Annotated in this window: 20 protein-coding genes; 5 read left to right on the top strand and 15 right to left on the bottom strand. The window is 71.3% G+C overall.

The features are described 5' to 3' along the window. Positions 1 to 12: 12 nt before the first annotated feature. From IH26_RS0147730 to IH26_RS0147750, 5 genes are all read right to left on the bottom strand, one after another. Positions 13 to 1,104: an amidohydrolase family protein gene (locus tag IH26_RS0147730; protein WP_030442960.1), complete on the bottom strand. Its 1,092-nt coding sequence runs from the start codon at positions 1,102 to 1,104 to the stop codon at positions 13 to 15. A 9-nt stretch (positions 1,105 to 1,113) separates the two neighbouring features. Continuing rightward, positions 1,114 to 1,878, bottom strand: a complete 765-nt coding sequence (locus IH26_RS56785; protein WP_051809837.1) for an FHA domain-containing protein — start codon at positions 1,876 to 1,878, stop codon at positions 1,114 to 1,116. After that, on the bottom strand, positions 1,875 to 2,027 hold the full coding sequence (locus IH26_RS60690) for a hypothetical protein (RefSeq protein ID WP_157437776.1): 153 nt from the start codon (positions 2,025 to 2,027) through the stop codon (positions 1,875 to 1,877). The genes IH26_RS56785 and IH26_RS60690 overlap by 4 nt, the downstream gene beginning before the upstream one ends. A 296-nt stretch (positions 2,028 to 2,323) precedes the next feature. Then, positions 2,324 to 3,124, bottom strand: coding sequence for an SDR family NAD(P)-dependent oxidoreductase (locus IH26_RS0147745; RefSeq protein WP_211268895.1), 801 nt, complete (start codon positions 3,122 to 3,124; stop codon positions 2,324 to 2,326). A 147-nt stretch (positions 3,125 to 3,271) separates the two neighbouring features. Continuing rightward, complete coding sequence (locus tag IH26_RS0147750) at positions 3,272 to 4,615, bottom strand: RICIN domain-containing protein (RefSeq protein WP_030442963.1); 1,344 nt, start codon at positions 4,613 to 4,615, stop codon at positions 3,272 to 3,274. A gap of 253 nt (positions 4,616 to 4,868) precedes the next feature. Here IH26_RS0147750 and IH26_RS63620 point away from each other — a divergent pair, with 253 nt between their 5' ends. After that, a complete protein-coding gene (locus tag IH26_RS63620; protein ID WP_030442964.1) occupies positions 4,869 to 6,248 on the top strand; it encodes a ricin-type beta-trefoil lectin domain protein in 1,380 nt (459 codons plus the stop codon). Positions 6,249 to 6,260: 12 nt separating this feature from the next. Then, positions 6,261 to 7,778: an arabinofuranosidase catalytic domain-containing protein gene (locus IH26_RS0147760; protein WP_051809839.1), complete on the top strand. Its 1,518-nt coding sequence runs from the start codon at positions 6,261 to 6,263 to the stop codon at positions 7,776 to 7,778. On the opposite strand, the gene IH26_RS0147765 is transcribed toward IH26_RS0147760, so the two are convergent. The 5 genes from IH26_RS0147765 to IH26_RS0147785 form a co-directional block, all read right to left on the bottom strand. Continuing rightward, positions 7,769 to 8,461, bottom strand: a complete 693-nt coding sequence (locus IH26_RS0147765; RefSeq protein WP_030442966.1) for a FadR/GntR family transcriptional regulator — start codon at positions 8,459 to 8,461, stop codon at positions 7,769 to 7,771. The two genes, IH26_RS0147760 and IH26_RS0147765, sit on opposite strands and share 10 nt — an antisense overlap. 155 nt (positions 8,462 to 8,616) lie before the next feature. After that, positions 8,617 to 8,775 (bottom strand): hypothetical protein, encoded by a 159-nt coding sequence (locus IH26_RS59040; RefSeq protein WP_245666020.1) that lies wholly within the window; start codon positions 8,773 to 8,775, stop codon positions 8,617 to 8,619. A gap of 75 nt (positions 8,776 to 8,850) precedes the next feature. Beyond that, positions 8,851 to 10,362: a sugar ABC transporter ATP-binding protein gene (locus IH26_RS0147775; RefSeq protein WP_030442967.1), complete on the bottom strand. Its 1,512-nt coding sequence runs from the start codon at positions 10,360 to 10,362 to the stop codon at positions 8,851 to 8,853. 141 nt (positions 10,363 to 10,503) lie between these two features. Next, positions 10,504 to 12,480: an alpha-L-fucosidase gene (locus IH26_RS0147780; RefSeq protein WP_030442968.1), complete on the bottom strand. Its 1,977-nt coding sequence runs from the start codon at positions 12,478 to 12,480 to the stop codon at positions 10,504 to 10,506. Between the two features lie 31 nt (positions 12,481 to 12,511). Further along, positions 12,512 to 13,960 (bottom strand): arabinofuranosidase catalytic domain-containing protein, encoded by a 1,449-nt coding sequence (locus IH26_RS0147785; RefSeq protein ID WP_030442969.1) that lies wholly within the window; start codon positions 13,958 to 13,960, stop codon positions 12,512 to 12,514. A 297-nt stretch (positions 13,961 to 14,257) separates the two neighbouring features. On the opposite strand from IH26_RS0147785, the gene IH26_RS0147790 reads away from it, so the two are divergent. After that, positions 14,258 to 15,307, top strand: coding sequence for a Gfo/Idh/MocA family protein (locus IH26_RS0147790; RefSeq protein ID WP_084599782.1), 1,050 nt, complete (start codon positions 14,258 to 14,260; stop codon positions 15,305 to 15,307). A 183-nt stretch (positions 15,308 to 15,490) separates the two neighbouring features. Here the strand turns inward: IH26_RS0147790 and IH26_RS0147795 are convergent, their stop codons facing one another. The 4 genes from IH26_RS0147795 to IH26_RS54935 form a co-directional block, all read right to left on the bottom strand. After that, positions 15,491 to 17,752: a non-reducing end alpha-L-arabinofuranosidase family hydrolase gene (locus tag IH26_RS0147795; RefSeq protein WP_030442971.1), complete on the bottom strand. Its 2,262-nt coding sequence runs from the start codon at positions 17,750 to 17,752 to the stop codon at positions 15,491 to 15,493. Between the two features lie 147 nt (positions 17,753 to 17,899). Further along, positions 17,900 to 19,432 carry a sigma-70 family RNA polymerase sigma factor gene (locus IH26_RS0147800; RefSeq protein WP_051809842.1) on the bottom strand — a complete coding sequence of 511 codons (1,533 nt, stop codon included), beginning with the start codon at positions 19,430 to 19,432 and terminating at the stop codon, positions 17,900 to 17,902. 45 nt (positions 19,433 to 19,477) lie between these two features. Next, positions 19,478 to 20,218 carry a leucine-rich repeat domain-containing protein gene (locus IH26_RS0147805; protein ID WP_051809844.1) on the bottom strand — a complete coding sequence of 247 codons (741 nt, stop codon included), beginning with the start codon at positions 20,216 to 20,218 and terminating at the stop codon, positions 19,478 to 19,480. A gap of 18 nt (positions 20,219 to 20,236) precedes the next feature. After that, entirely contained in the window at positions 20,237 to 23,368 is a 3,132-nt protein-coding gene (locus IH26_RS54935) for a glycoside hydrolase family 3 C-terminal domain-containing protein (RefSeq protein ID WP_211268897.1), read from the bottom strand. A 728-nt stretch (positions 23,369 to 24,096) separates the two neighbouring features. On the opposite strand from IH26_RS54935, the gene IH26_RS0147815 reads away from it, so the two are divergent. After that, complete coding sequence (locus IH26_RS0147815) at positions 24,097 to 25,239, top strand: sialidase family protein (protein ID WP_245666021.1); 1,143 nt, start codon at positions 24,097 to 24,099, stop codon at positions 25,237 to 25,239. Here IH26_RS0147815 and IH26_RS0147820 read toward each other — a convergent pair. Beyond that, positions 25,212 to 26,204 (bottom strand): PaaX family transcriptional regulator, encoded by a 993-nt coding sequence (locus tag IH26_RS0147820; protein ID WP_030442975.1) that lies wholly within the window; start codon positions 26,202 to 26,204, stop codon positions 25,212 to 25,214. The two genes, IH26_RS0147815 and IH26_RS0147820, sit on opposite strands and share 28 nt — an antisense overlap. 172 nt (positions 26,205 to 26,376) lie before the next feature. On the opposite strand from IH26_RS0147820, the gene IH26_RS0147825 reads away from it, so the two are divergent. After that, the coding region (locus IH26_RS0147825) for an endo-1,4-beta-xylanase (protein WP_034217720.1) at positions 26,377 to 26,898 on the top strand (522 nt) is incomplete at its 3' end.

Raw genomic sequence — 26,898 nt, forward strand, 5'->3', positions numbered from 1 at the left:
CCATTCAATCCGTCAATCCGTCAATCCGTAAACCCGTCGCGCGTTGCCCGAACCGATCAGTTCACCGGCCCGCTCGGCGTCCCCGGCCGACCAGTGGCCGTCGCGCACCCAGGCCCCGGTGACCGCGGCGAACGCCCGCCGGAACAGCACGGCGCCGAGGTGGTGCAGCTCGGCGAGGCCGTACGCGTCCGACGAATAGAGCACCTTGTGGAACGGCGCCAGCTCGAGCGACTCGGCGAGCACCGCCTCGGCCCGCGCGCCCACATGGTTGAGCGCCAGCCCGACGTCCGCGTACACGTGCGGAAACGCCTGCGCGAGAAAGCCGGCCTGCCGGTGGTACGGGTAGCAGTGCAGCAGCATGACCGGGACGCCACGGTCCCGGGTCGCCCGCAGGAACCCGGTCAGCAGCGCCGGGTCGCAGCGGGCGAGATCGAGGTCGGGGTCGCCGAACCCGGTGTGCAGCTGCACCGGGAGCCCGCGGTCGACGCCGGCCCAGAGCAGGTGCCGCAGCAGCACCGGGTCGGCGATCCGCGGCCGCCCGTGCCGCAGCCAGCGCCCGGCCGCCTCGATCACCTCCCGCCGCGCCGGGCGCTGCGGATCGAAGTCCAGCCCATGACGGTAGGCGATGATCGACTTCACCCCCACCGCGTGCGCGGTGGCCAGCGCAAGCCTTTCCGTGTACGCGTCGGCGAACCCTTCCGCGGTCACCTCGCCGAGCTCCTCGGCCACGGTTTCCAGCCGTACGACCTCGTGCGCGGACGCCCCCGCGGCCGACGCGATCGCGGCCGGCCCGAGCAGTTCCGAGCCGTGGAAGCCGGTGTCCACGAGATAGGCGTCGACCTCGGCGGCCCGCAGCAGCCGCCGGTTGACCTCCGCGGCCCCCAGCTCCCGTCGCCGGGCGAGATAGGCGTCGCCGTCGGCGTGCGGCCGCAGTCCCAGCACCGGCGCGCACCACCGGCGCAGCGCGAAGCCGAGCTGCGAGTCGAGCGCGGAACACCCGGCCGGCGGCGGCCGATCCGACTCGGTGGTCAGCGCCTCGAACCCGGCGCGGTCGAGGTCATGGGCCACGGGCCCGTGACAATGATGGTCGATCAAGCGCGGCACTGCGGAATTCTACTTTTGGGCGACGGCCGACCGGTGGCTGCAGTCGTGCAAGACGAGGTGGAACTCGGTGTCGCCGACGCGCAGGCGTTGCCCGGGTCGCAGGTCCACGGCCTCGGTGATCCGGACACCGTCGACCCAGGTGCCGTTCCGCGAGCCGAGGTCACGGCAGCGCAGGAGGCCGGCCCCGGCCGGGGTGAGCTCGAGGTGCCGGCGCGAGGCGCTGCTGTCGAGGATCCGCCCGAAACGCCGATCGTCGCGGCCGACCACGAGGCCGCCCGCCGGCACCGGGATCGGCGGGGCGGCGCCGTCGCGCGGCCGCAGCGCCAGGCCGGCCGCTCCGGGCGTATACCGGGCCGGATCGAGCAGGGTCGCGTTGAGCAGCGTCCGGTCGATGTCCCGGCGACGGCGTCGGCGCACCGCCGCGACGTCGCCGACCGCGGGCGCCGCGACCTGCGGGCGCCGGACGCGGGCGTCGGGACGCACGGACAGCCGCAGCGGGGCAGGATCGTCCCGATCGAGCCGCGCGGCGACCCGGCGCTCCATCGCCGGGAGCTCGGCCTCGACCAGCGGTCCGCTCCGCCGATAGCAGGCCGGCGGCAGGTACAACACGGCGGCCGGCGGGTAGACCGTCCCATCTCCCGACGGGAGCCCCCGCGCCAGCAGCACGCGGCGGATCGCCCGCTCGGCCCGTGCCGGCGTGACACCCTGCACGCCCATCCACCACCCGTCGAGGATCTCGGCGGCGCGGAGAACGACCAGTCCCGGCTCGCTCACGCGAAGGCCCGCAAGACCAGCAGCAGCGCGACGCAAACGGCCGCGGCGCTCAGCAGGATGAGCACGAGCGCCGCACCGCTGACCGCTGCCGCCCGCACCGAGGCGAGCTCGCCCGTGGTGCCGCGGGGCCAGCCTTCGTCCTCCGTCACGTGTCGCCCCCTGTCGCTCCTCCAACTGTGCGGCACCGGAACGGCGTTGAGCTTCCGAGCTCTCGGACCGCTAAGCCCCTGCTCAGAAGTGTTTCCCGTAACTCCGGCGGCCCTCCACCGCGTTAGCCGGCCACCGGGCTGTTAGTTACGGACTGAACCTTTGGCGACATGCTTAGTTTTCGGGCGGGCGGCAGGGCAGCAGGATGCGGTTGCTCTGGCCGACCAGCAGGTCGCGCACCTCGCCGCGGAAGCGGGCGAAGTCGCCGTCGGCGGCCAGGCCGGCGCGGTCGGCCAGGTCAGGCCGCTCCGTCCTTGTCGTCGCCCGACGGGAGCGCCGCCTTGGTGGCGCGGGCCATCAGGTCGATCGCCGATTTTCTCGGCATGAGCCGGCTCATCAGCGCCGTCGAGACGCGCATCAGCGCTCCCGGCACCACGCGCGGACCACGCCCGAGCCCGGCCAGCGCGGCCGCGGCGACCTCGTCGGGAGCGACCGTGCCGGGTGGCGGGCGCCGGCCGCCCGCGGTGAGGCCCGGAGTCGACACGGCTCCGGCGACGCAGGCGGTCACGTCGACCCCGCTGCCCCGCATCTCCCACCACAACCCCTCGGCGAGGACGGCACCGAACGCCTTGCTCGCGGCGTACGCGGTCAACAGAGGATTGCCCTGCAGCCCGGAGGCGGACGACATGACGATCAGGCCACCGCGGCGCCGGGCCGCCATCGGCGGAAGATAGTGGCGCGCGAGGCGGACCGGCGCGCCGCAGTTGAGGTCGATGATGCGCTGCAGGTCACCCTCCGCGGCGTCGACGAACAACCCGGACGGCCAGTAGGCGGCGTTGGCCACGACCAGCCCGACCTCCAGCTCCGCGGTCGCCGCGAAGACCGCGGCAAGGCCCGCCGCGGTGGCCAGGTCCGCCGCCACGGTGACGGTACGCACCGGCAAGGCTTCCGCCAGCGCCGTCAGCGGCTCCGGCCGCCGTGCCACGAGAACCAGGTTTGTCCCGCGGCCGGCCAGCGCGCGAGCGAACGCCTCGCCGATGCCCTGTGATGCCCCGGCGACCACCGCCCAGGGCCCGTACCGCTCGGCGAACTCCGTCACGACCCCACCCGCAGCCTGCATCGGTCCTGCCGCATGTCGTCCACGCTTTCCTTCGATGATCGCCGGTGGCGGAGGACAAGCATGCCATGGACGGTGCGGTGCGGCGGACCGGAGCCCACCGCACCGCGGTCGCCGGGTCGGAACGCGTCAGCGCAGGGTCCATTGCTGGTTGGGCTGACCGTTGCAGGACCACAAAATGATCTTCGTGCCGTTCGCCGTGCCGGCGCCGGTCGCGTCCAGGCAGAGCCCGGATTGCGCGCCGGTGACGGTGCCGTTGGCGTTGACGGTCCACTGCTGGTTGGCCTGGCCGTTGCAGGCCCAGATGATCACCGCCGTGCCGTTGGCGGTGCCTCCGCCGCTCGCGTCCAGGCACATGCCGCCGGCGGCCTGCAGTTGCCGGCCGTCGGTGTAGGTCCAGGCCTGGTTGGACTGCGCGGCGCAGTCCCGCAGCTCGACCTGGGTGCCGGCGCTCGAGGCGGGCACGGTCACGCACCGACCGGACTGGCTGCCGACGAGCTGCTTGCCGGCCGGCGGCGGAGTGGTCGGGGGTGTGGTGGGCGGCTGGCCGGTGTCGAACTGGGAGAAGAAGTTCCAGACCACGCCGGGGGTCCAGCTGCGCCAGCCGCCACAGGTGCACCCGTCGATCGGGCCGGGGTCGTGGCCGCCGTCGAACGGTGCCCAGGCCACCGGATAGCCGGCCCGGCATCCGGAGTACATGGTGACGACATGGGTGAGGCTGCCCTGCGCGGGCTCGGGCGGGTTCTGCGGGGAGCAGCCGTTGGCCCGTACGAAGGTGTCGCGCAGTCCTCGCCCGTTCGAGATCGGCAGCACGTTGTCCCGGACGCCGTGCAATCCGATGTAGGCGATCGGCTGGTTGCCACCGTTGCACCCGCTGAGCGTGGCACCGGAATAGACGGCCACCGCGCGGAAGACGGTCGCCCGGGCACAGGCGAGGGCGTACGACATGGCTCCGCCGTAGCTGAAGCCGGCCGAGTACAGCTGCGCCGGGTCGACGCACAGGCCCGCCTCGATCTGCCTGATCATGTCGTCGACGAACGTGACGTCCTGGCCGCCGGGATTGGCCCAGCCGTTGCCGTTGCCCTGGGGCGCGACGAAGATCGTGCCGTTGTTCGCGCTGTCGGCCAGGCGGCGGAGTCCGTAGTAGGACCAGTTGTAGCCGTCGGTTCCGCCGGAGTCGACGTCGTTGGCGGTTCCGCCGTTCCAGTGGAAGCCGAAGATCAGCCGATAGGGGCGGTTGCTGTCGTAGTTGGCCGGGACCCGGAGGATGTAGGTGCGGTTCTGGCCACCGCTCTGAATCGTGTGCGCACCGCTGGCCAGCGTCGGCGCCTTGCCGCAGCCCGCGGTCGCCGCGAGCGGGCGGGCACCGCCGGCCGACGCGGTCGCTCCGTTGCCGAACGCCAGCACTCCGGTGGCGGCGAGGACGGCCGCCGACGCCGCGGCCAGCCCGATCAACGGTCTCTGTCTGGACATCAGCTCCACCTCCCCATGAGTCGAACCGATTCTGGCGCGTGGCGCCATGTGCTGCACGGTAAGTCGCACTCATGAAGGCAGTCAAGTGACGGTAGTCAATGTATTGACGACGCCAGTACGACGTCCAAGCTGCCCGTGACGGCAGCGCGGCCGCGCCTTGACCGGTAGGAATTCATCGATCAACCTCGCTTGACAGTGTCGTACCGATCCCCCTAGTGTTCATCGAACCGATTCGATCATTGCGGGAGGAGTCATGGACAAACCTCGTCGTCTGACGGCCGTTCTCGCCGCGTCGGCCGTCGCCGCATCGGTGCTGGCCGGCGGCCCGTCCCCGGCGGAGGCAGCCACCGCGACCGTGGTTCCCGGCACGATGTGGACCGACACCGCCGGCAACCGGCTGCAGGCCCACGGCGCCGGCCTCTTCACCGTCGGGAGCACCTACTACCTGGTGGGCGAGGACAAGGTCGCCGGGTCCACGTTCACCGCGGTGGCCTGCTACTCCTCCCCCGACCTGGTGCACTGGACCCGGCAGGTCGACGCCCTGTCCCGGCAGGGCAGCGGCGACCTCGCGGCCGGGCGGATCGTGGAACGGCCCAAGGTGATCCACAACAGCACCACCGGCAAGTACGTGATGTGGATGCACATCGACAACACCTCGTACAACGACCAGCGTGCCGGGGTCGCGGTCAGCGACACGCCCTGCGGGCCGTACACGTACCTGGGCGCGAGCCGGCCGCTCGGCCACCCGAGCCGCGATCTGGGCCTGTTCAAGGACGACGACGGCACCGCGTACCTGATCCACGAGGACCCCGCCGCCGGCATGCGCATCGAGCGCCTGACTGCCGACTACACCTCCGCGCAGAGCACCGTCGCCACCTTCCCGTCGCTCGAGGCGCCGGCGATGGCGAAGGTGGGCGGCCGCTACTTCCTGCTCACCTCGCACCTGACCGGGTGGGGGACCAACGACAACGTGTACGCCACGGCCACCTCGCCGGCCGGGCCGTGGAGCGCGTTCACGAACGTGGCGCCGGCCGGCACCCGTACGTACGATTCGCAGACCTCGTTCCTGCTGCCGGTCAGCGGCGCCGCCGGAACGAACTACGTGTACGTCGGCGACCGCTGGAACGCCGGAGACCTGTACTCCTCGTTGCCCGTCTGGCTGCCCATCACGCTGACCGCCAGCGGCACCGCGGCCCTGAGCTGGTACCCCTCCTGGGGAGTGGACACGGCGACCGGCGCGATCGCCCTGCCCACCTATCCGCGGCTGACCGGCAACCAGTCCGGCCGCTGCCTGGACATCGCCGGCGGCGCCTCGGCGAACGGCTCCACCACCCAGATCTGGGACTGCACCGGCGGCGCCGGGCAGAGCTACTCCCCCACCGCGGCCGGCGAGCTGCGGGTCCTCGGCAAGTGCCTGCAGGCCCGCGACCAGGGAACGACGGCCGGCACCGCGGTCGAGATCTGGGACTGCAACGGCGGCAACCAGCAGAAATGGATGCTGTCCAACGACGGCACGATCGTCGGCGTCCAGTCCCGGCTGTGCCTCGACGTCAACGGACAGGCCACCGCGAACGGCACCCGGGTCCAGCTGTGGACCTGCAACGGCGGCACCAACCAGAAATGGACCCGATAGGGAGGTCTCACCATGCTTCGACATGCCCGTAGCGCCTGGGCAACGGCCGATTCCCCGGCCCGCCGGTTCTGGGTCGCCGTCGCCGCCGCCGTCGTTGCCGGGGCCGGCGCGGCGGCCGCGGCGGGCCCACCGGCCGCGGCGGCCGCGCAGGACGGACAGATCGTCGGCGGCCAGTCCGGTCGTTGCCTGGACGCACCCGGCTCGGCCAACGGCACCCAGACCCAGCTGTCCGACTGCACCGGCGGCGACGGCCAGCGCTGGACCACCAACGGCGGCCAGCTGACGGTGTTCGGCACCAAGTGCCTGGACGCCAGCGGGCGGGGCACCACCAACGGCACCATGGTGATCATCTGGGACTGCAACGGCCAGACCAACCAGCAGTGGAACGTCAACGCCAACGGCACCATCACCGGCACACAGTCCGGGCTGTGCCTCGACGCCACCGGCGCCGCCACGGCCAACGGCACAAAGATCATCTTGTGGTCCTGCAACGGCGGGGCCAACCAGCAGTGGACCACGGCCACCCCGCCGAGCAGCCCGCCCCCGACCACCGTGCCGCCGGCCGGCAGCCTGCCGTGCGACCTCTATGCGGCCGGCGGCACGCCGTGCGTCGCCGCACACAGCACCGTGCGAGCTCTCTACCACGCGTACGCCGGGAATCTCTACCAGGTCCGGCGCTCGTCCGACAACACCACCAGGGACATCGGCCTGCTCGCCCCCGGCGGGACCGCGAACGCCGCGACGCAGGACTCGTTCTGCGCCGGCACCACCTGTGTCGTCACCGTCGTCTACGACCAGTCCGGCCGGGGCAACGACATGTGGTACCAGGGTTCGGCGGCGGTGCCCGGCTCACCGCAGAGCAGCCCGGCGCGGGCCACCTCCGAGTCGCTGACGATCGGTGGCGGCAAGGCGTACTCGCTCTACCTCAATCCCGGCAACAGCTACTGGCGGGACGGGCATCTCACCGGCGTGCCCACCGGCACCGCCCCGGAAGGCCTTTATATGGTGACCAGCGGCACCCACGTCAACAGCGGCTGCTGCTTCGACTACGGCAACAGCGAGACGACGCGCACCGCCGACGCCGCGGGCGCGATGGACGCGATCAACTTCGGCACCGAGTGCTGGTTCGGCGGCTGCTCCGGCTCCGGCCCGTGGGTGCAGGCCGACCTGGAGTGGGGCCTCTATTCCGGCGGCAGCCAGTCGTGGAACCCGAACCAGCGCGCCCTCCCGGGCAAGTTCGTCACCGCGATGCTGAAGAACAACGGCACGTCCCGGTTCGCGCTCAAGGGCAGCAACGCGCAGTCCGGCAGCTTGGCGACCATGTGGGACGGTGCGCTGCCGAACGGGTACAGCCCGATGAAGAAGCAGGGCGCCATCGTCCTGGGCAGCGGCGGCGACTGCTGCAAACCCAGCGGCGGGGCGAATCTCAGCGCGGGCACCTTCTACGAGGGCGCCATGGTGGCCGGCTACCCGTCGGACGCCACCGAGAACGCGGTGCAGGCGAACATCGTCGCCGCCGGCTACCGCTGAACGTTCAGGTGTTCGCGCAGCCAGCCCTCGGTGTTGCTGACGTGCACCAGGGCCGTGGACTGGGCGAGCGGGCCGTCCCGCGCCACCAGCGCCAGGTAGATCGCCTCGTGCTCGGCCAGCGTGCGGCCGGCGGCGGCACCGTCGACGAGTCCCCGCCAGATCCGGGCGCGCACGGTCTGGCTGGAGATTCCCTCCAGCAGCGTCATGAGGGTCTCGTTGCCGGTGGCCGCGATGACGGCGCGGTGGAACGCGGCATCGTGGTGGTTGAGCAGGTTGACGTCGTCGCGGGCCTCGCGCATCGCGTCGAGGTGCCGCTTGACCTCCGCGAGGCCGGCCTGGCGGATCCGGGTGGCGGCGAGTGCCGTGGCGACCGGCTCGAACAGGCGGCGCACCTCCATGAGGTCGAGCAGCGTGCCGGCGTCGCCCAGCAGCATCTCCACGGCACTGCCCAGGCCGCCGAGCAGCAGGTCGGGCTGCAGGCTGGTCACGTAGGTACCGTCGCCGCGGCGTATCTCGAGGACCCGGGCCGCCGCGAGGACCTTGACCGCCTCGCGCAGCAGGTTGCGGGAGACGGCGAGCTGCGCGGCGAGTTCCGGCTCGGGTGGCAGCTTCGCCCCGGGCGGCAGCTCGCCCGACTGGATCAGCTCACGGATGCGGGCGATGGCCTTGTCGGTCAACGACATGCGGACACCTCCCCACCCGGCCTCGCCCGCAGGGTAGCAGCGACACCCGGGGGCTCAGCCACGAGCGGCCCACACGGGCCCGCCGGGGTAGGCATATTTCCGGAGGGAGTCCGGGTGCATCTGGGCGCCAACGCCCAGGGCGACGATGCGTGTCATCAGTCCTGGACCTTGCCGCCGGTGATCCGGGAGACGATCAAGGCGGCCAGGATGATCAGGCTGTTCAACGCCCCGATCCACTGAGCCGGGACGCCCGCCAGGGTGAGCACGTTCTGGATCATGAACAGCAGCAGGATGCCGGTGAACGCGCCGAACATGGTGCCCTTGCCGCCGTTGAGGCTGATGCCGCGGTGGCCGCGGCGTCCGGTGCGGGGGAGTTCGCCACGGCCGTGTCAGGCATCGAGATCCATCCCTTCCATCGCGACCACGAGCTCGTGGTCGTGCCAGCCGGCGGCCATCTCGGTGGTCACCCGGCCCTGGAACATCACCAGGACCCGGTCGCAGACCCGCAGGTCGTCCAGCTCGTCCGAGGCGATCAGCACGCCGGCCCCGGACCGCGCGGTCTCCTCCACCTTGCCGAGGAGGAATTCCTTGGAGCGCACGTCGATACCGGACGTCGGGTTGATCAGCACCAGCAGCCGGGGGTCGTCGGCCAGGGCTCGCGCCATGACGACCTTCTGCTGGTTGCCACCGGACAGCCCGGACACCGGCAGCCGCGGGCTCGGCGTCTTGATCGCCAGGTTCTCGATCATGGCGGCGGCGAGGGCGTCCCGGCGGTGCGGCCGGATGAATCCCCGCCGGCCGATCCGTCCGGGCACCGACAGCGTGCCGTTGTCGGCGATCGACATGTCCGGGACGAAACCCTGGCTGTGCCGGTCCTGGGGGACGAAGCCGACGCCGGCCGACAGCGCGCCGGGCACGCTGCCCGGGCGCGGGCGGCGCCCGGCGATCTCGATCCGGCCGGCGGCGGCCGCCCGGAGCCCGGCGATCGTCTCCGCGACCTCGGTGCGCCCGCTGCTCGCCGCGCCGGCCAGGCCGACGATCTCGCCGGCCGCGATCCGGAACGCCACCTCGCGGTACGTGCCGTCGGCACCGGTCAGGTCCTCGACGACCAACGCCGGGCGCACGCCGCCGGCGGCACCCCCGGTGCGTTCCCGGGGGCTGGTCGTCGCCGCCTCCCCCGTCATGGCGGCGACGAGTTCGGGGCGGGGCAGGTCGGCGACGGGCGCGGTGATGATGTGCCGGGCGTCCCGGAAGACCGTCACCAGGTCGCAGATCTGGTAGATCTCCTGCAGGTGGTGGCTGATGAACAGGAAGGTCACGCCCTGCCGCTGCAGGACCCGGATGCGCTCGAAGAGCCGGTTGATCGCCGCCCCGTCGAGCTGGGCGGTCGGCTCGTCGAGGATGATGAAGCGGGCCCCGAAGGACAGCGCCCGGGCGATCTCCACGAACTGCCGCTGGGCCACGGAGAGGTCGCCGGCGAGGGTCCGCGGGTCGACCTCGATCGACCACTCCTCCAGCAGCGCGGCGGCGCGGCGGCGGAGCGCGGACCAGTTGACCAACCCGGAGCGCCGCTTGTCGTACCGGTTGAGGAAGAGGTTCTCGGCGACGGTGAGCGCCGGGATGATCGTCGACTTCTGGTAGACGCACGCCACCCGCCGGCGCCAGGCGTCGCGGTCGGCCAGTCGTGGCGCGGGCCGGTCGGCGAAGGTCACCACGCCGGCGTCCGGGGCCTGCAGCCCGGTCAGGATCGACACGAGCGTCGACTTGCCCGCCCCGTTGCGGCCCACCAGCCCGTGTGTCTCGCCCGCGGTCACCGTGAGCCCGGCCCGGTCCAGCGCGACGGTCGGGCCGTACCTCTTGGTGATGCCCACCGCCTCGGCCACCGGCGGTTCCTCGTTCATCCCCCTCCACCTAATCCCGAGTGCGTCTGACGTCGCGAGGACATGGGATGTATTTATCACTCCAACCATAAGATCACGTCTATGCGCCCCGCCAACCCCGGTCGTTTGACTTTCCGTCATCCCATCATTGCTGACTGAGGGTCAGGCTGCGGTGATCGTCCACTGGTTGTTCGTATTGCCGTTCGGCGCCCAGAGGCAGGCGCTGTCGCCGTTGTTCCGGTAGCCCATGCCGTCGAGGGCGGTGCCCGTGCCCCGGTTGACGATCTGGTACCGGCCGTTGCCGGCGCTGGTGAGCGACCACTGCTGGTTGTTGCCGCCGTTCCAGGCGGCCTGCTTCGCGGTGGCCCCGTTCGCGGTGGCGCCCATGCTGTCGGCGACCATGCCGTTGGTGCGGTTGACGATGCGGTAGTAGCCGTTGCCCAGGTCGACGAGCTGCCACTGCAGGTTGGTGCTGCCGTCGTAGCTCCATTGCTTCAACGGCGAGCCGGAGGCGACGGTGCCGCCGCTGTCCAGGACGAGGCCGCTGGTGGCGTTCGCGATCCGGACCCAGCCGGTCACGGTGCCGCCGCCCAGGGGCGGGATCTGGCCGGCGAAGGTCAGCTTCACCACGTACGCCAGCGCGTTGAACGGCGGATTGCCCGACGGCATGGTGAGGTGCAGGCCGGAGCCGTCCTGGGTGCGGTTGGGCAGGTCGACGTAGCCGCCGGCGGTGGCGCCGAGCAGCCGCGCCGAGGTGAGGCTGCTCAGGTTGATCTGGTTGGCGTTCAGCGTGGTGATCGTGAACGTGCTGCCGGGCCAGCCGAGGACCGTCGCGTACAGCACGGTGTTGTCCTTGCTGCGGGTGAAGCGGATGTCCCGGTTGGTGCCTTCCTTCGGTCCGGAGAACGTGCCGCCGCCCATCTGCGTCGGGCCCTCGCCGAAGCTGCTCCAGATCCGGGTGGCGTAGATCGCCTCGCCGAACCGGCCCAGCCAGTCCCCCATCCCCCGCAGGATGCTCTGCTGGCCCGCCGGGATGGTGCCGTCGGCCATCGGGGCGATGTTGAGCAGCATGTTGCCGCCCTTGCTGACCCGGTCGATCAGCGAGTGCAGCATGGCGGTGGTCGAGTAGTAGCCGATGCCGACCGTGTAGCACCAGCTGGAGCTGGAGATGCTGTCGTCGGTCAGCCAGTACGGCGTCTGGATCCCGGCCGGGCCGCCGCGCTCGTAGTCGAACACCTCGCCCTTGTTGTCCAGGCCGTCCTTGTAGGTGGCGACCACGTCTTTGTTCCATGCCACGGCCTGGTTGTAGTAGTAGGCCAGGAACTGCAGCCGCCGGGACTCGTCGACCAGGCCGAGGTCGAAGTCCTGCCACACGATGTCCGGCTGGTACCCGTCGATGACCTCGCGGAGCTTGTCGTACCAGAGCTGGTTCTCCGCGGGGCCGCCCAGCTGGGCGTAGAGCTTCTTCAGGCTGGGGTCGGACTGGCCGGGCACATGGTCGTAGTAGCCGTTGAAGTGGTACGCGTGGTGCAGCGAGGTGATCAGCCGCAGGCCCTTGGCGCGGATCGCGTCCGCGTGCAACCGCAGCAGGTCGAGCTTCGGCCCGGTGCGCACCGAGTTCCACTCGTTGGCGGTGCTGTTCCACATCGAGTAGCCGTCGTGGTGCTCGGCGACCGGCCCGGCGAATTTGGCCCCGGCGTCGGCGAACAGTTGCGCCCACGCGTTCGGATCCCAGTTGCCGCCGGCGCTGACGAGCTTGGGCGCGAACTGCACGAAGTTCCCGGACTTGTCGCGGGCTCCGTTGATGAAATTGTGGTACGGCCAGGCCGACGGATCCCCGTACACCTGCTTGTGGTGGTTGTTCTCGGCGGAGCCGGCGATGTACATGTTCCGCGGGTACCACTCGTTGCCGAACGCCGGAACGCTGAACACGCCCCAGTGGTAGTAGATGCCGAACTTGGCGTCCTGGAACCATTCCGGCGCCGGCGGATGCTGGTCCACCGAGGACCACGTCGCCGTATAGCTGCTCGGGCCGGCGGTGGCCCAGGCGACGCCGAAGCGGGACAGGCCCGCGGCGGCGGCGCCGGCGACCCCCACCGCGGTCAGCAGGCCGCGGCGGGTGAGACGAGACGAAGACATGAGAAGACCTTTCCGGTACGTGTCGGGGTGCTCAGCTGCGCAGGCTCCACTGCTGGTTCGCCTGCCCGTTGCAGGCCCAGAGCTGGATCTTGGTGCCGTTCCCGGTCGCCTGGCCGCTCGCGTCCACGCACAGCCCCGACTGCACGCCGGTGATCGAGCCGTTGGAGTTCACGTTCCACTGCTGGTTCGCCTGGCCGTTGCAGTCCCAGATGATCACCGGGGTGCCGTTGGTCCGGCCCTGACCGGACGCGTCCAGGCACTTGTTCCCGGCGTCGGCCAGCCGCTTGTCCGAGGTGTACGTCCAGCGCTGGTTGGACTGGCCGTTGCAGTCGTACAGCTGCACCTGGGCGCCGTTCGTCTCCGACCCGTTCGGCAGGTCCACGCATCGGCCCGACTGAGCGCCGACGATCTGCTGGCCGCCGCTCGAGCCGCCGGTGAGGGAGTAGCCGGCCGCCGTGATGGTGGCCTGGACCGCGTTCTCGGTGGCGTCCGACGGGTAGCCCGCGGTGACCGCGCCCTCGAAGAACTCGCCGACCCCGGAGTTGCTGTTGTCGCCGCCGGTGCCGAGCAGGATCGAGCTGTCGGTCTTCATCGGCGAGTACCCGTTGGGCAGCGGCCCGGAGAACGGCGTGGTGAGCCCGCCGCTGGTGGCGTTGCCGTACTTGAGGGTGAAGTTGGTCGTCCCGTTGTTCTTCTCCCACGCCGACACGAACGGGAAGTGCACGCCCGGGTTGTTCGGGTCCTTGTTGGAGCCCGTGTTGGTGTGGTACATGCCGTTCTCCAGGTCGGCCTCCACCCACGGGCCGCTGCCGACGCAGTTGTTGAACCAGCAGGCGGTGCCCCACTCGATCGCGTTCATCGTCGCGTTGCCGGTGTCGGTGTGCGAGTTCTCCCCGCTGCCGTAGTCGAAGCAGCACCACTGGTTGACGTAGTTGGAGGAGGTGACCATGTAGATGCCCTCGGGCTGCGATCCGGTCGGCGCGCCCTTGGCATGGTCCACCCGGTACCCCACGCCCTGGGTGACCTTCACCCCGTACGCCTTCTGTCCGCCGATCGTCAGCGGCAGCGCCTTCGCGTCCGCGCCCACGTCGGCGCCGTTCGGGCCGGGGCCCTTCCAGAACCCGCCCCACGAGATCGGCAGGTCGTTGTGGTTCGCCGTCTGGTCGTAGATCTTCGTGATCGTGCAGGCGACGCCGGCGCAGAAGGTGTCCTGCGCCGCCGCGTTCGCGACGCCGCCCTGGGCGAGCAGGCCGACGTCCAGGAAAGCGTGGTCCGAGGCGCGCTGCACCTGGTAGAGCGGACCGTTGTAGGACGCGAAGAGCGCGCGCGTCGTGCTGTGCGCCGTGACGCACGGCGTGCCGCCGGCGGCGTAGACGTCGCAGGGCAGGGCGGTGGCGGCCTGCGCGGCCGCCGGCCGGCTCAGCGCGACCGCGCCGGCACCGGCCAGCACGAGCGTGATCGACAACAACAGTCGCGGCAACCGGGCACGGCATCGTCGGTGGGTCGATAGGGGCACCAGTCTCTCCTCGTCTTCTCGTGCGGCGACGGCAGGCGCCTCGGGGAGGAGGACGAGTGGGCCGCGACCGCTCAGCGGTGTCGGCGGTGTGATTGATCTCGTCGGCAGAGGTCGGACTCATCTGTGGGACCGTCGTGGAGCGGACGACGTTTCCGCAGGCCAACCCACCGGTAAGCAAGTCTCACCGGGTTACCGAATCGGTTCGATACCCAACATAGAGTCGTATCTATTTCAAGTCAAGCGAGTGCTAGGGTGCGGCTCATGATCCCGGCCGCCCGCTTCGCTCCCGCCGTCGTACCGCCCGCCGAGCGGGGGATCGACACCGTCACCCGGGTCGCCGTCGTCGGCACCGGCCCCTGGTGGGGACTTCAGCACGCGCAGACCTTCGCCGGCCGGCCGGACACCCGGCTCGTCGCCGTGGTGGGCCGCGACCCCGGCCGCACCGCCGCCCGGGCCACCCCGCTGGGCGCGACACCCTACGTCGACCTGGACGAGATGCTCGCCGCGGAGTCGCCCGATCTCGTCGCGGTCTGCCTGCCCAACGAGGGACATTTCGAGCCCACGCTGCGGCTGATCCGAGCCGGCGTCCCGCTGCTGGTCGAGAAGCCGCTGACCTTCGCGGTGAGCGAGGGACGGCAACTGATCGCCGAGGCGCGCCACCGCGACCTGTTTCTCGCGATCAATTTCAATCACCGGTACGCCCGGCCGGTCCAGCTGGCGGCGGCCGCGATCGCGCGGGGCGACCTCGGCGAGCCGGTGTTCGCGACCTGGCGGTTCGGTGGCGAACCGGGCACGAGCGCCCACCCGTACGCGAATCTGATCGAGACCCAGTGCCACGGCTTCGACATGCTGGAACACCTCTGCGGCCCGATCGACTCGGTGGCCGCCCAGGTGACCGGCGATCGGGCCACCCTGGCCGTCGCGCTGCACTTCGCCTCGGGTGCGGTCGGCACCCTCCTGGGCAGCTACGACTCGTCGTACACCTATCCCGGCACCCACCTGCTGGAGGTCAACGGCACCCGGGGCCGGGTCCTGGTCGAGGACACCGTGCGGCGGTACACGTTCAACCGGGCCGGCGACGAGACCGCCCAGGTGTGGCAGGCGGGCTACTTCAACGACACCGACCGCGACTTCCACGCCACCTTCGACCGCCATCTCGACGACCTCCTCCCGGCGCTGCGCGAGGGCGGCGCTCCCCCGGTCCCGGCCACCGCCGGGTTGCGCGCCCTGCTGCTGGCCGAGGCGGTGATCCGCTCGGCCGAGACCGGCCGGCGGGAGGCCGTGCCCGACGACGAGGCACCGGCCCGCTGACCCCGCGCCACGGCCGGCCGGCGCTACCGTCGCGCCAGCCTGGCGCGTGCGCGGCCGATGCCCTGCCGGTCTCGACCCCACCCACCGTCGGCGGCCGGCTGGTGCACGGCGCCGAAGCGAGCGTGGGAGGTCCCCGTGCCGGGCGCGCGTGACTCGCCCGGCACGGGGTGGGAGGGGGCCGGCCTAGCGCTGCAGGGTCAGCACGCCGGGCCGGTAGGGCAGCTTGTCGTAGCTGCCGCCGGAGTTGGTGGCGCGCCCCTGGTAGAGCAGTTGCAGATTGCAGGGGTCGACCGTCATGGTCTGGTCGGCGGTGGCCCGGACCAGATCGCCGTGGCTGATGTCGTTGGTCCAGGTGGCGCCGCTGTTGGCCGCGCCGGCGAACGGGTTGCTCTCGGTGGCCGCCTGCGGGGTCCACGAGCCGCCCAGGCTGTTGGCGGTGAACGACCGGAAGTAGCGGCCGCGCGCGCCCATCGCCTCCACGATCATCAGGTACTGGTTCTGGCCCTTGACCGTGTACACCTGCGGAGCCTCGAACAGGTTGCTCTGCGTGTCACTCATGACGGTGGTGTACGAGGAGCCGAAACTGCCGGGGAAGTTCCCGATCGGCATGCTCGCCCGGTAGATCTTGCCGTTGTCCCCGGCGAAGAACAGATACATGGTCGTGCCGTCCCCGATCACCGTCTGGTCGATCGGGCCGGTACCGGAACCGGAGATGCTGCCCGAGAACAGCGGCTTCGCCGCCGACCAGCCGTTGGCGTTGGTCGGGTCGCTGGACGTCCGGTAGGAGAACGCGGCGGGACCCCACTGGTAGGTCAGCACCCAGACCTTCTTCGGCGCGAAGTAGAACAGCGTCGGCGCCACCGTGCCGGACGACATCCCGTTCTGACTCGCCGACGCCATGTCCGACCAGTTCGTGAAAAGACCGAAGTTCATCGAGCCGTACGCCGACCCGTTGTCATGGTCGGTCGCATAGACCAGGTGCTTGCCGTTGTACGGGACGGCGGTGAAGTCCTTGAGCGACACCCAGCCCGGCTTCGGCGTTGCGAGGGGACCGGTCGACGTCCAGCGGTATTTCGCCGGCAGCGCGCACGAGCTCGACGCCGAGGCCGGCGCGGTGGCCGGCGCGGTCGCCGGCGCCGGGGCGGTACCGGCGGTGCAGGAGATGATCCTGGGCCGGGCCGTGCTGTTGCCGTTGTCCATGGTGGTGAAGCCGAAGACGTTGCCCCGGCCGTTGGACTTCATGGTCAGGGTGTCGCCGCTCCGGGTCGCGTCGCCGTTCCAGACGGTGGTGACCTTCTGGGGTGCGGTCGTGGCGACCACGACGGTCCAGGTGCCGGCTCCGCCGACGGTGACCTCGGAGTTGTACCGGTCGCCCCAGACCGTGCCGGCCGTCAGCGTCGCGGTGCAGCCCGCGGCGGTCGTGGTGGGAGTGGCCGGCGTCGTCGCCGGAGTGGTCGGCCTGGTCGCGCCGCCGGCGCTCAATGCGGACAGCACCGAGTTGTACGCCGCTTTCTTGTTCCCGCCGGCGTCGAACAGCAGCGGGTTCTCGCCGCTGCGCCAGGAGTCGCTGTCGCGGATGCCCCACACCGTGATACCGCCGCAACGGGACACCGCCAGGCACGCCTTGGTGACGGTGGCGTAGATGCCGGCCTGGTTACCGCCCTGCGCGACGTCCAGCTCGGTGATCTGGACCTCCACGCCCAGATCCGCGAAGCGCTGCAGGTTGGCCTGGTAGTCGCCGGGAACACCGGTGCCCAGATGCGACTGGAAACCGACGCAGTCGATCGGCACCCCACGAGCCTTGAAATCCTTGACCATGTTGTAGACGGCGGTGCTCTTCGGGTTGACCCCGTCGGTGTTGTAGTCGTTGTAGCAGAGCTTGGCGCCCGGGTCCGCGGCCCGGGCGGCCCGGAACGCCGCCTCGATCCAGTCGTTGCCGGTGCGCTGCAGGTTGGAGTCGCGGCGGGCGCCGCTGCCGCCGTCGGCGAACGCCTCGTTCACCACGTCCCAGGCGTAAATCTTGCCCTTGTAGTGGGTGGCGACCTGGGTGACGTGGTTGATCGCCGCGGCGCGCAGGGCGGCGCCGGACAGGCCGGCGACCCAGCCGGGCTGCTGGGAGTGCCAGAGCAGCGCATGCCCGCGGATCTTGGCACCCATGGCGATGCCCTGGTTGAGGATCCGGTCGCCGTTGGTGAACGTGAAGCGGCCCTGGGACGGCTCGGTGGCGTCCCATTTCATCTCGTTCTCCGGCGTGACCGCGGAGAATTCGCGGTTCAGGATGCTCGTGTAGGCCGAGTCGCCGAGCCGGCCGGCCGCGACCGCGGTGCCGAAGTAGCGGCCGGACTGCGCCGCGGCGGCGCCGAGCGTGGAGGCCGCATCGGCGGTCTGGGTGTAGGCGACGCCCAGACCGGCGATGACCAGGCCGGCGACACCGGCCGCGATCATCGCGGTGCGCCGGCGAGCGGGGGGACGGTGTCCGGGCGGACGTACCGACGTTGTCATGCCTTACCTCTCGGGGATGTGGTGGGGACGGTGCTCACCAGAGATAGGCCCGGGCGCCGGGACCCGGATAACAAAAATCGGAGAACCGGTTCAGTCCGCCCAGGGACCGCGGATCCGGAAGGAGCTGTCGGCACGGAAGCTCGCGGTGCCGACGTTGTAACGCAGCAGGAGGTGGCCGCCGGTCCAGGTCAGGAACTGGTTGGCGTAGTTGTGCGATTCCAGCATCACCGCCCCGGCCGCCGCGCCCGGTTGCGGGCAGAAAGTGGCGTCCTGCCGGAAAAGCTCGGTGTCTTCCAGCCGGTGGGTGTAGGTGTGCAGCTCCCAGTGCCTCAGGTAGCGGCCGTCCAGGGTGCGGAACGAGTAGCAGCGGGCGTCCGCCAGCCCGGCGACGGCGACGAAGGTGGCGCGCCGCCGGGTCCCGGCATCGCCGGCCGCGCCGACGTCGGTCAGCCTGGCCTCGTCGCCGGCGCCGCGGCCGGCGCCCGCGGCGGCGGTGAGGTAGCCGCCGAGTACCGATTCCAGGGACAGCCGCCGGTCCGGCGCCAGCACCGCGGCCGGCGGTGCCGTACGGGAGGGTGCCGGGTTCGCCGCCCGGCTCGGCGACCCGGTGCCCGCCGGTGCGCGGGTGGCCGCCGGCGGGGCGGGCGCGGCGATCGGCGCCGGATCATTGTGCTGGTAGAGGACGGCGGGCACGGCCACCGCCGCGACCGCGGTGACCGCGACGACGGCGGCGACCGGATGCCCGCCGAGCAGCTTGGCGAGAATCAGCTTGCCGCCCCACGACGCAGCCGGCGCCCCGGCCGAGGTCGCCGTCCCGGCCGCCACGGTCTTGGCGAGCCCCGGCGGAACGACGAGCAGGGCGGACCCGGCGAGCAGCCGGTCGGCCGGGATCCGGGCCGGAGCGGTGCGGCCGCACACCGGGCAGGCCCGGGTGTGCCGGATGAACCGCTTACGCCAGACGGATCCCGGTTTGCCGTCCCACTTCCGGGCCGCCTCCGCCAGCCCCGCGCACCGCGACCGGTCGGCGAGCGCCGCCACCACGGCGCGGGCCAGCTCGAGTTGTTCACGCATCCGCTGGATCCGCACGGCCGTGTGCGCGACGCTCAGGCCGAGGGCCGTCGCGACCTCGGCCCGCCGCATCCGCCCGGCCGTTTCCTGCCACCACAGCGACAGCACCAGCCGATCGCCGGGATCCAGCCATTCCGTCGCCTCGGCGACCTCCCGGCGTTGCTCGGACACGTCGAGCCGCAGCAGCGACATGTCCTCGACGGCGGGCACGGCGTCCGGCACCTCGAGTTCCTCGTCCAGCACGACGGTCCGCTCCGAACGGATCCGCCGCCGCTGCCGGTACTCGACCACCCGCCGTACGGCGATGGACGTCAGCCAGGCACGGAAACTCGCCGGAGCGCGCAGCGCCGGCAGATCACGGACCGCCCGCAACATGGTCTCCTGCACCACGTCGTCCACGTCCGCGTGGCGGCCCAGCGCGCGCCCCACGATGGTGTAAACGAGCGGCAGATGAGCCGCCACCAGCTCATCGAGGGCCTCGCGGTCGCCGCCCTGCGCCGCCACGACCAGGGCAACCCCGCCGTGGACGGCCTCGTCTCGCTCGGTCGCCTCCATCGCTGAGCCACCTTAGGGTCACGTCCGGTTCTCCGCCAGCCGTACTCAACTCAGATCCACGTCTCCGAAGTCCGAGGTGACGTTCTCGAGATGGGGCAGCCTGCGGAGGACGGCCAGCAGCCGTTCGTCCGGTTCGCCGGGAAGACTGAGCTCGGTGAGGGCGGTCAGCTCGCCGAGCCACTCCGGGATTTCGGTGATCTCGTTGCCCCACAGGCCGAGCCGCCGCAGGCCGGTCAGGCCGCGGATCCACCCCGGCACGGCGGTCAGCCCGTTGCCGGAGAGCTCCAGCCGGGTGAGGCCGGTGAGCTGCCCGAGGGTGTCCGGCAGGCTCCGCGGGTCGTCGCTGAACCAACTGTGGTACAGGTTCAGCTCGTCGAGGCGGGTCAGGTTGCCGACGCTCTCCGGGAGCCGCTCCGCCCGCGTGTCGACGAGGGTCAGCCTGGTGAGCCGGGTCAGCCGGCCGAGAAAATCCAGGGATCCGGACTCCAGGCTGTTCTCGCTGAGGTCGAGCGCCCGCAGCCCGGCGAGGTCCCCGATCACCTCGGGGACCTCGTCGATCTGGTTGTGCGTGACGTCGAGCTCGGCCAGTCGGTCGAGTTCGGCAAGCCAGGCGGGCAGGTCCTCGATGACGTTGTCCCGCAGGTCGAGCGATTCGAGGTGGGTGAGCCGACGCACGGCGTCCGGCAGTTCGCCCAGCCCGCATCGGGACAGGTCCAGAACCGGTGACCGCGTGGCGTACGCGCTCCGGATCCGTTGGGTCGCGCTGCTGGTGCCGCCCTCGTTCACCCGCGCATGGTAGCGACGTCACCCGGTGGCGACGGCGAAGACGTGCATCACGTTGCCGGGGAGCACGCCGTCGTTGACGTTGGGCAGTTGCAGGTAGCGGACCGTCTTCCCGGCCCGCAGCGCCACCGAGGTGTAGTACAGGCTCACCGTCTGGTTCTGCCGGCCGCCGCCGATGTTCAGGTAGGGCATCGTGGTCACGATGTCACCGCCAGGGGCCGGCGAATTCGCCCACCAGTCGGCGAAGCTGAGCGTGAACGACTGGGTGGTGCCGTCGGTGTAGACGATGGTGGCGTTGCCGGAGGCGGTCCCGTACACCCCGGTGCCGAGCAGGCCGAGCTTGCTGCCGGAGCCGGCCACGGGAATCACCTGGCCGACCGCCTTGACGTTGTCCGGCGTGCCGGGCGCCGACCGCGGCCAGGTGAAACTGAGGCCGTCGTGCGTCACCGTGGCACCCGGGGTCACGCTCGGCGTGCCGGCGGCCAGGGCTTGCGCGGAATACGTGGCGCCGTTGCCGTCGATGTCCCCGGCGGTCGTTCCGTCGTCGCTGACCGCCACGTTGTTGAACGCCGCGGTGAACGACGGGTACGGCAGGGCCACCGACCGGCTGTCCTGCGAGCTGCCCCGCCCGTTCACATCGCCGAAGGTGACCTGTGCGGTCAGCGGATAGGTCCCGGGCCCGGCGTCCGCCGGTGCGCTCACCTGCCAGCCGACGTGGACCGTCTGCCCGCCGGGCACCCGGGCGAAGGTCGTCGGTGAGGTGGGCCGCACGGTCCATCCGTCCGGTGCGTTCAGGGCGACGGTGACGTCGTGCAGCGGCGGCGCGCCGGCCGGGTGGGGCAGTTCGGCCGTGACGGTGGACGCATGGCCCGGCTCGGCGATCGACGCGGAGTTCATGGTGAACGGTTCGGTCACCGCGACGGGCACCGAGCCGGTGACGCCGTCGACCGTCACGCTGACCGTCGCCACGCCGGTGGCGACCGCGGTGACGAGGCCGTCCCGGCTGACCCGGGCGACCTTCGGGTTGCTGCTGCGGTAGGTGAGGCGCGCGTGCGTCAGATCCGCGAAGGTCTGGTCGCTCTTCGTGGCCTCGACGATGCGGGTGGCCCGCACATGCTCCCCGGCCTGCGGCGTGTCGTCGGCGATCCACGGGTTGTCGCCGGTCAGGTCGAGCCGGTCGCCCGGGGCGAACACCACGCGCGTGGGCTGCACGCTCACCGTCCGCAGGCGCGGGGTGGCGTCGGCGGTCACCCGCACGGCGCCCCGCAGCGCCGCGGTCGCCGAGTCCGGACCCACCGCGAAGTCGTACCGGCCGCGGAGGACCTCCTGCCGGCGGCCGCCCGGGTTCCAGACGGAAAGCTGCCGCAGCGGAACGGCCAGCGTGACGCGTTGCGACTCGTGCGGCGCCAGCTGCCGGGTCTTGGCGAAGCCGGCCAGCCGCTCGCGTGGCGACTCCTGACCACTACCGGTACCGCCCGGCGTGGAGACGTACAGCTGGGCCACGGTCGCCCCGGCGGTCCGGCCGGTGTTGGTGACGGTGAAGGAGACGCGCACGGTGTCGTCGCCGGTGGCCCGCCGCCGGTCGATGCGGAGACCGCGGTAGGCGAAGTCGGTGTAGCTCAGGCCGAAGCCGAACGGGTACGTGGGGACCCCGGTGAAGTACTGGTAGGTGCGGCCCAGGCCACCGGTCTGCGACGGCGTCAGACCGTAGTTCGTCATGGCCGGCAGCTGGCTGTCGTCGGCGTACCAGGTGAAGGTCAGGTGCCCGCTCGGGTTCTGCCGGCCGAACAGCACGTCCGCGAGGGCCGTGCCCTGGCTCTGGCCGTTGTAGCCGCTGAACACGATGGCCGGGAAGGCCGAGCGGAGGTCCTGGATCGCGACCGGGCCGTCGGCCTGCAGGGCCAGCGCCGTGCGCGGGTTGCCGATCGCCGTGACCTGGTCGATGAGGGAGCGGTAGTTGCCGGGCAGGGCCAGGCCGGCACGGTCCTTGTCCTCGCGCGCCACGTTCTGGTCGGTGCCGGCCATGACCACGACCAGGCCGGCCGACTTGATCGCATCGGTGGTGCGGGCGGCGCAGGCGGCCGGCGTCGTGGCCGTGGTGGAAGTGCCACAGGCGTCGTAGACGATGCCGGCGTCCGGATCGACCGCGTGCACCGCGTCGGTGATGCCCTGCACCGCGGTGACCCGGTGGGTCGGCTCACCGGAGTACCCGCCCAGCGTGGTCGTGCCGGCCAGGTCACCGACGATCACCACATTGTGCAGGGTGGCCGGGTCGGCCGGGAGCAGCTTGCGGCCGCTGCCGGGCACGGTGTCGTTCTTCAGCAGCACCAGGGAGTTGTCGGCCACTTCCGTCGCCAGCTGTTGGTGCTGCGGGCTCTCGATGACGTCCTTGGTGATCCGGGTGTACGGCACCTGGGCCGGCGGGTCGAACTCGCCGGTCCGCATCCGGACGGTGAACACGTGCACCAGGGCGTTGTCGAGGACGCCTTCGCTGAGCACGCCGGCCTCGATGGCCTCCTGGATGTTCTCCAGGGTGTACTCGCCGCCGGTGCAGTTGAGCTGGGTGCCGGCCCGCAGCGCATACGCCTGGGCGCCGGCCGGACCGGAGACCCGCTGACCGGTCGTGGCGTTCGCCCACGTGGTCTGGCCGCCGGTGGACGTGGTGGTCCAGCCCGGCGGTGCCCAGTTGTGGCTGCTCGGCAGGTAGATGTCGCCGACCGCGCCGCAGTCGGAGGTGGTGTAGCCGGTGAACCCGTAGGTGCGTTGCGCCAGCAGGTTGGCGGTGTAGGTGTCGGCCGGCGCCGGCGTGCCGTTGATGGCGTTGTACGAAGTCATCAGCCCCGACACGTTCGCGTCCGCGATCAGGCCGGCGAACTGTGCCGTGTAGTAGTCCCGGATGTTCGTGTCGGTGGTGTCCGAGCTGCCCGAATGCCGGGTGTCCTCGACGTCGTTGAGGGCGTAGTGCTTGGCCGTCGCGGCGACCTTCAGGTACCGCGAGGTCGCCCGCCCCGTCGGTGTCTGTCCCTGGTAGCCGTCGACGAACGCGCCGGCCATCCGGGAGACGAGATAGGGGTCCTCGCCGAAGGCCTCGTCGGTACGGCCCCAGCGCGGGTCGCGGTCCATGTTCACGGTCGGGGCCCAGTACGTCAGCATGCCGTACGCGTTCCGGTCCGGGCCGATGTTGTTCTGCCCGACGCCCCACAGCGACTTGTCGAGGAACCCGCGGGGCCTCGTCGGAGATCGCCTGGGTCTCCCGGTACACCAGCCGGGGGTCCCACGACATGCTGCTGGCCAGGTTCGTCGGGAAGCTCGTCGCGTGCACGCCGCCGGTGACGCCGCCGTGTTCGGAGTTCCCGCCGAGCAGATTGATCCCGTGCTGTCCTTCGCTCCAATAGGTGTACTGCTGCACGCCCAGCCGCGGGATGGCCGGCGCGCTGTTGGTGTGCAACTGGGCGACCTTCTCCCGCAGTGTCATCCGGGAGACCAGGTCGGCCGCTCGCTCCTCGAACGAATAGCGCGTGTCCCGGTAGATCGGGAGCGCGGACGCGGAGGACGGGGCCGCGATCGCGGCGGCGGGCTGCCAGGCGCCGGCCGGCACGGCCGGGACCAGGGCGGGGGCCAGCGCGGCGGCCAGGATTCGGGCAGCAAGCTTCGTTCGCAACGGAACCTCCCCGCTCGTCTTCTCGGCGGCGGGACACAGGCCCACGCGAACCGATTCGACTCCCGAACGTAGGACCGCGCCCGGCTCCCGTCAAGAGACGGACATCGATGCTTGCGCTCCCCGGCGCTCGGCGAGGATGCTGTCGGGCGTCACCGAATCGTTCCCCGCGGCGACGTCCTGGGAGGCGCCGGCTCGCCGCCGCGATCGCCGGGAGGCCCTCGTGCAAGATCGTTATCAATCCCTGACGCGGCGAGCATTTCTCGGCACCGGGGCGGCGGCGCTCGCCGGCCTGCCCCTGGGCGTGGCCGGACCGGCGTTCGCGGCCCCGGCCGGCCCCGGCGAACGGCGTGGCGAGGTACCGTTCGGGCCGGTGGTGGTGGCGGACCCGGGTCGCGGGGCGTCGTACGCACGCGCCCTGCGCCGCGGCCGGTCACGCTCCTGGCTGGCGACCTTCCAGCAGTTCGGGGCGCCGGGTTTCCCGATCTTCCGGAGCGACGACGACGGCCGCACGTGGTACCGGCAGGGCAACGTGCCCGCCGCCGGTGAAGCCACCGGGGTGTGGCTGCAGCCGTTCCTGTACGAGCTGCCGCGCGCCTTCGCGGGCCTGCCGAAGGGCGCGGTCCTGTGCGCCGGCAATGCGCTGGGCGACTTCTCGAGCACCAGGATCGAGCTCTACGCCAGCGTCGACGGCGGGGTCACCTGGGCCTTCCTGAGCACGGTCGCGGAGGGCGGCGCGCCGGTCCCGGAGAACGGCAACACGCCGGTGTGGGAGCCGTTCCTGCTGCTGCACGACGACCGGCTCATCTGCTACTACTCCGACCAGCGCGACCCGGACCACGGGCAGAAGCTGGCCCATCAGACCAGCCGGGACCTGCGTACCTGGGGACCGGTGGTGGACGACGCCGTGGGCACCGACTACAACCAGCGCCCTGGCATGACCACCGTCGCGCGGGTGCATCGCCGCTTGTGGATCATGACTCACGAAGCGGGCGGGAACTCCGGCGACAACTTCTACGCCGTGCACTACAAGCTGGCGGCGGATCCGGAGTCGTTCGGGCCGGCTCCGGACATCGTGCTCCACGATCGGGACGGCTACGTCCCGTCGGCGGCCCCGACCGTGTCGTGGTCGGACTCCGGCGGCCCGATGGGGACGATCGTGGTCACCGCGAACAGCGACCAGGACTTCTTCGTCAACCGCCACCTCGGCGACCCCGGCAAGTGGACGCGCTTGTCCTCGCCGATCCCCGGAGGCTACAGCCGGTTCACGATCCCGCTGCCCCACACCGGCCTGGTCTTCGTGGTGACCGGTCCCTACTACGCGGAAAGCGGTCCGATTCAGGCGGGCGTGGTGGAACTGAGCTGACCGCGCGGGGCGTCGGCGACGGCCGCGGCCATCTCGGCCACGGTGTGCGCCCGGAGGCCGGCGCCGGGCCGGCCGGCGAACCGGCTCACCACGACCCGGACGTGCTCCTGAGCCCGGTCGGCCAGGCCGTCGTAGATCTCGACGAAGATCTCCCGCGCCTTGGCCCGGGGCCAGTCCGCCGGCATCAGTTCGATCGGCAGCTGGGGATCGAGCGACGGGATGAGCCGGTAGGTGTCCATGATCTCGGTACGGGCCTTGACCGCGGCCGCCCCGGCGATCCGCCCGCCGCGTACCCGGGTCAGCACCGGCCGCCAGCGCCGGATGAACGTCTCGTAGGTCCGGGCGATGGCGGCGACGTCCCAGGCCTCGATCGGGTTGCGGTTGGTCGCCGTCGCGAGGTCGACGTGGTCGGACCGGAACACGCTCATCGTCCCGAGGGTGACGGCCGCCAGCCCCTCGCGGACGGTGGGGTTCAGGGTGTCCGGCGAGATCCAGACCCCGTCGTACAGCGGCGCGAAGCCGAGCCATCGGAGGCGGCCCCGGAACGCGCGCCGATAGGTGTTGTCCGCCTCCGGGAAGGAGAAGGCGATCAGCGTCCAGCGCCCGTCCCAGGCCGGGACCGTAGCGCCGAACCGGGCGATCCACGCGCCGCCGGCCGACAACTCGTCCGCGGCCGCCCCGGTCAACCGGCAGTAGCTGTTCCGTCCGTCCCGGCGGCTCTCCAGCACGCCTCGACGGGTCAGCCTGCTGGCCGCCGTACGGGCCGCGCCGTTGCTGACACCGCAGTCGCCGAGCAGCGCCACCAGCGACGCGGCCGGCAGCCAGGCACGCGTCCGCACGGTGTAGTCGGCCACCAGCGTCGTCGCCAGGCCTTGCGCCGTGTTGCCCGCCGGACGCCGGGCCGGCCGCGCGGATCCGGCGGCGACGTCGGGAAAGATCTCCTCGATCTCGTACGGGGTTTCCACGGCACACTCCGACGCTGCGCTGGACCGCTGGCAAAGGCATTGAACGGGGCGCGCGGCCGATCGGTCAACACGGCCGCCGACATCGAAGTGAATCAATTGACACGTACGTGCCCTGAGAGTCACACTGCTGACACAAATCAGCCCCGCACCGCTGTGCGCCGAAGGAGAGGTCATGAGACAGAGGACCAGACCCCGCCACTACCGGTTGGTCCTGGCCGGTTTGCTGAGCTTGGCGGTGGCCGGCGGGGTGACGGCGTTGCCTCGCCTGGCCCAGGCGGCCACGACGCTGGGCGCGGCGGCCGCCCAATCGGGCCGGTACTTCGGCGCCGCCATGGGCGGGGACCGCCTCAACGACTCCGGCTTCCTCACCATCGCGAACCGCGAGTTCACCATGATGACGGCCGTCAACGAGATGAAGCCGGACGCGACCGAGCCGAACCCGGGCCAGTTCACCTTCGGCGCGGGCGACGCGATCTACAACTGGGCCACCCAGCACGGCATGCGGGTACGCGGCCACACCCTGGCCTGGCACGCCCAGCAGCCGGGCTTCTGGCGCAACCTCAGCGGCAGCGGCCTGCGGTCCGCCATGATCGAGCACATCAACGGCGTGATGGCCCACTACAAGGGCAAGCTCGCCTACTGGGACGTGGTCAACGAGGCGTTCAACGAGGACGGCAGCCGCCGGCAGTCCAAC

The organism is Actinoplanes subtropicus, assembly GCF_000721705.1.
Lineage (GTDB): Bacteria > Actinomycetota > Actinomycetes > Mycobacteriales > Micromonosporaceae > Actinoplanes > Actinoplanes subtropicus.

Bases quoted from the DNA above. Each gene is read 5' to 3' on its own strand.
- IH26_RS0147750 (WP_030442963.1), bottom strand. From the start codon at position 4,615: ATGTCCAGACAGAGACCGTTGATCGGGCTGGCCGCGGCGTCGGCGGCC.
- IH26_RS63620 (WP_030442964.1), top strand. From the start codon at position 4,869: ATGGACAAACCTCGTCGTCTGACGGCCGTTCTCGCCGCGTCGGCCGTC.
- IH26_RS0147760 (WP_051809839.1), top strand. From the start codon at position 6,261: ATGCTTCGACATGCCCGTAGCGCCTGGGCAACGGCCGATTCCCCGGCC.
- IH26_RS0147765 (WP_030442966.1), bottom strand. From the start codon at position 8,461: ATGTCGTTGACCGACAAGGCCATCGCCCGCATCCGTGAGCTGATCCAG.
- IH26_RS59040 (WP_245666020.1), bottom strand. From the start codon at position 8,775: ATGTTCGGCGCGTTCACCGGCATCCTGCTGCTGTTCATGATCCAGAAC.
- IH26_RS0147775 (WP_030442967.1), bottom strand. From the start codon at position 10,362: ATGAACGAGGAACCGCCGGTGGCCGAGGCGGTGGGCATCACCAAGAGG.
- IH26_RS0147780 (WP_030442968.1), bottom strand. From the start codon at position 12,480: ATGTCTTCGTCTCGTCTCACCCGCCGCGGCCTGCTGACCGCGGTGGGG.
- IH26_RS0147790 (WP_084599782.1), top strand. From the start codon at position 14,258: ATGATCCCGGCCGCCCGCTTCGCTCCCGCCGTCGTACCGCCCGCCGAG.
- IH26_RS0147795 (WP_030442971.1), bottom strand. From the start codon at position 17,752: ATGATCGCGGCCGGTGTCGCCGGCCTGGTCATCGCCGGTCTGGGCGTC.
- IH26_RS0147800 (WP_051809842.1), bottom strand. From the start codon at position 19,432: ATGGAGGCGACCGAGCGAGACGAGGCCGTCCACGGCGGGGTTGCCCTG.
- IH26_RS54935 (WP_211268897.1), bottom strand. From the start codon at position 23,368: ATGCTGACGTACTGGGCCCCGACCGTGAACATGGACCGCGACCCGCGC.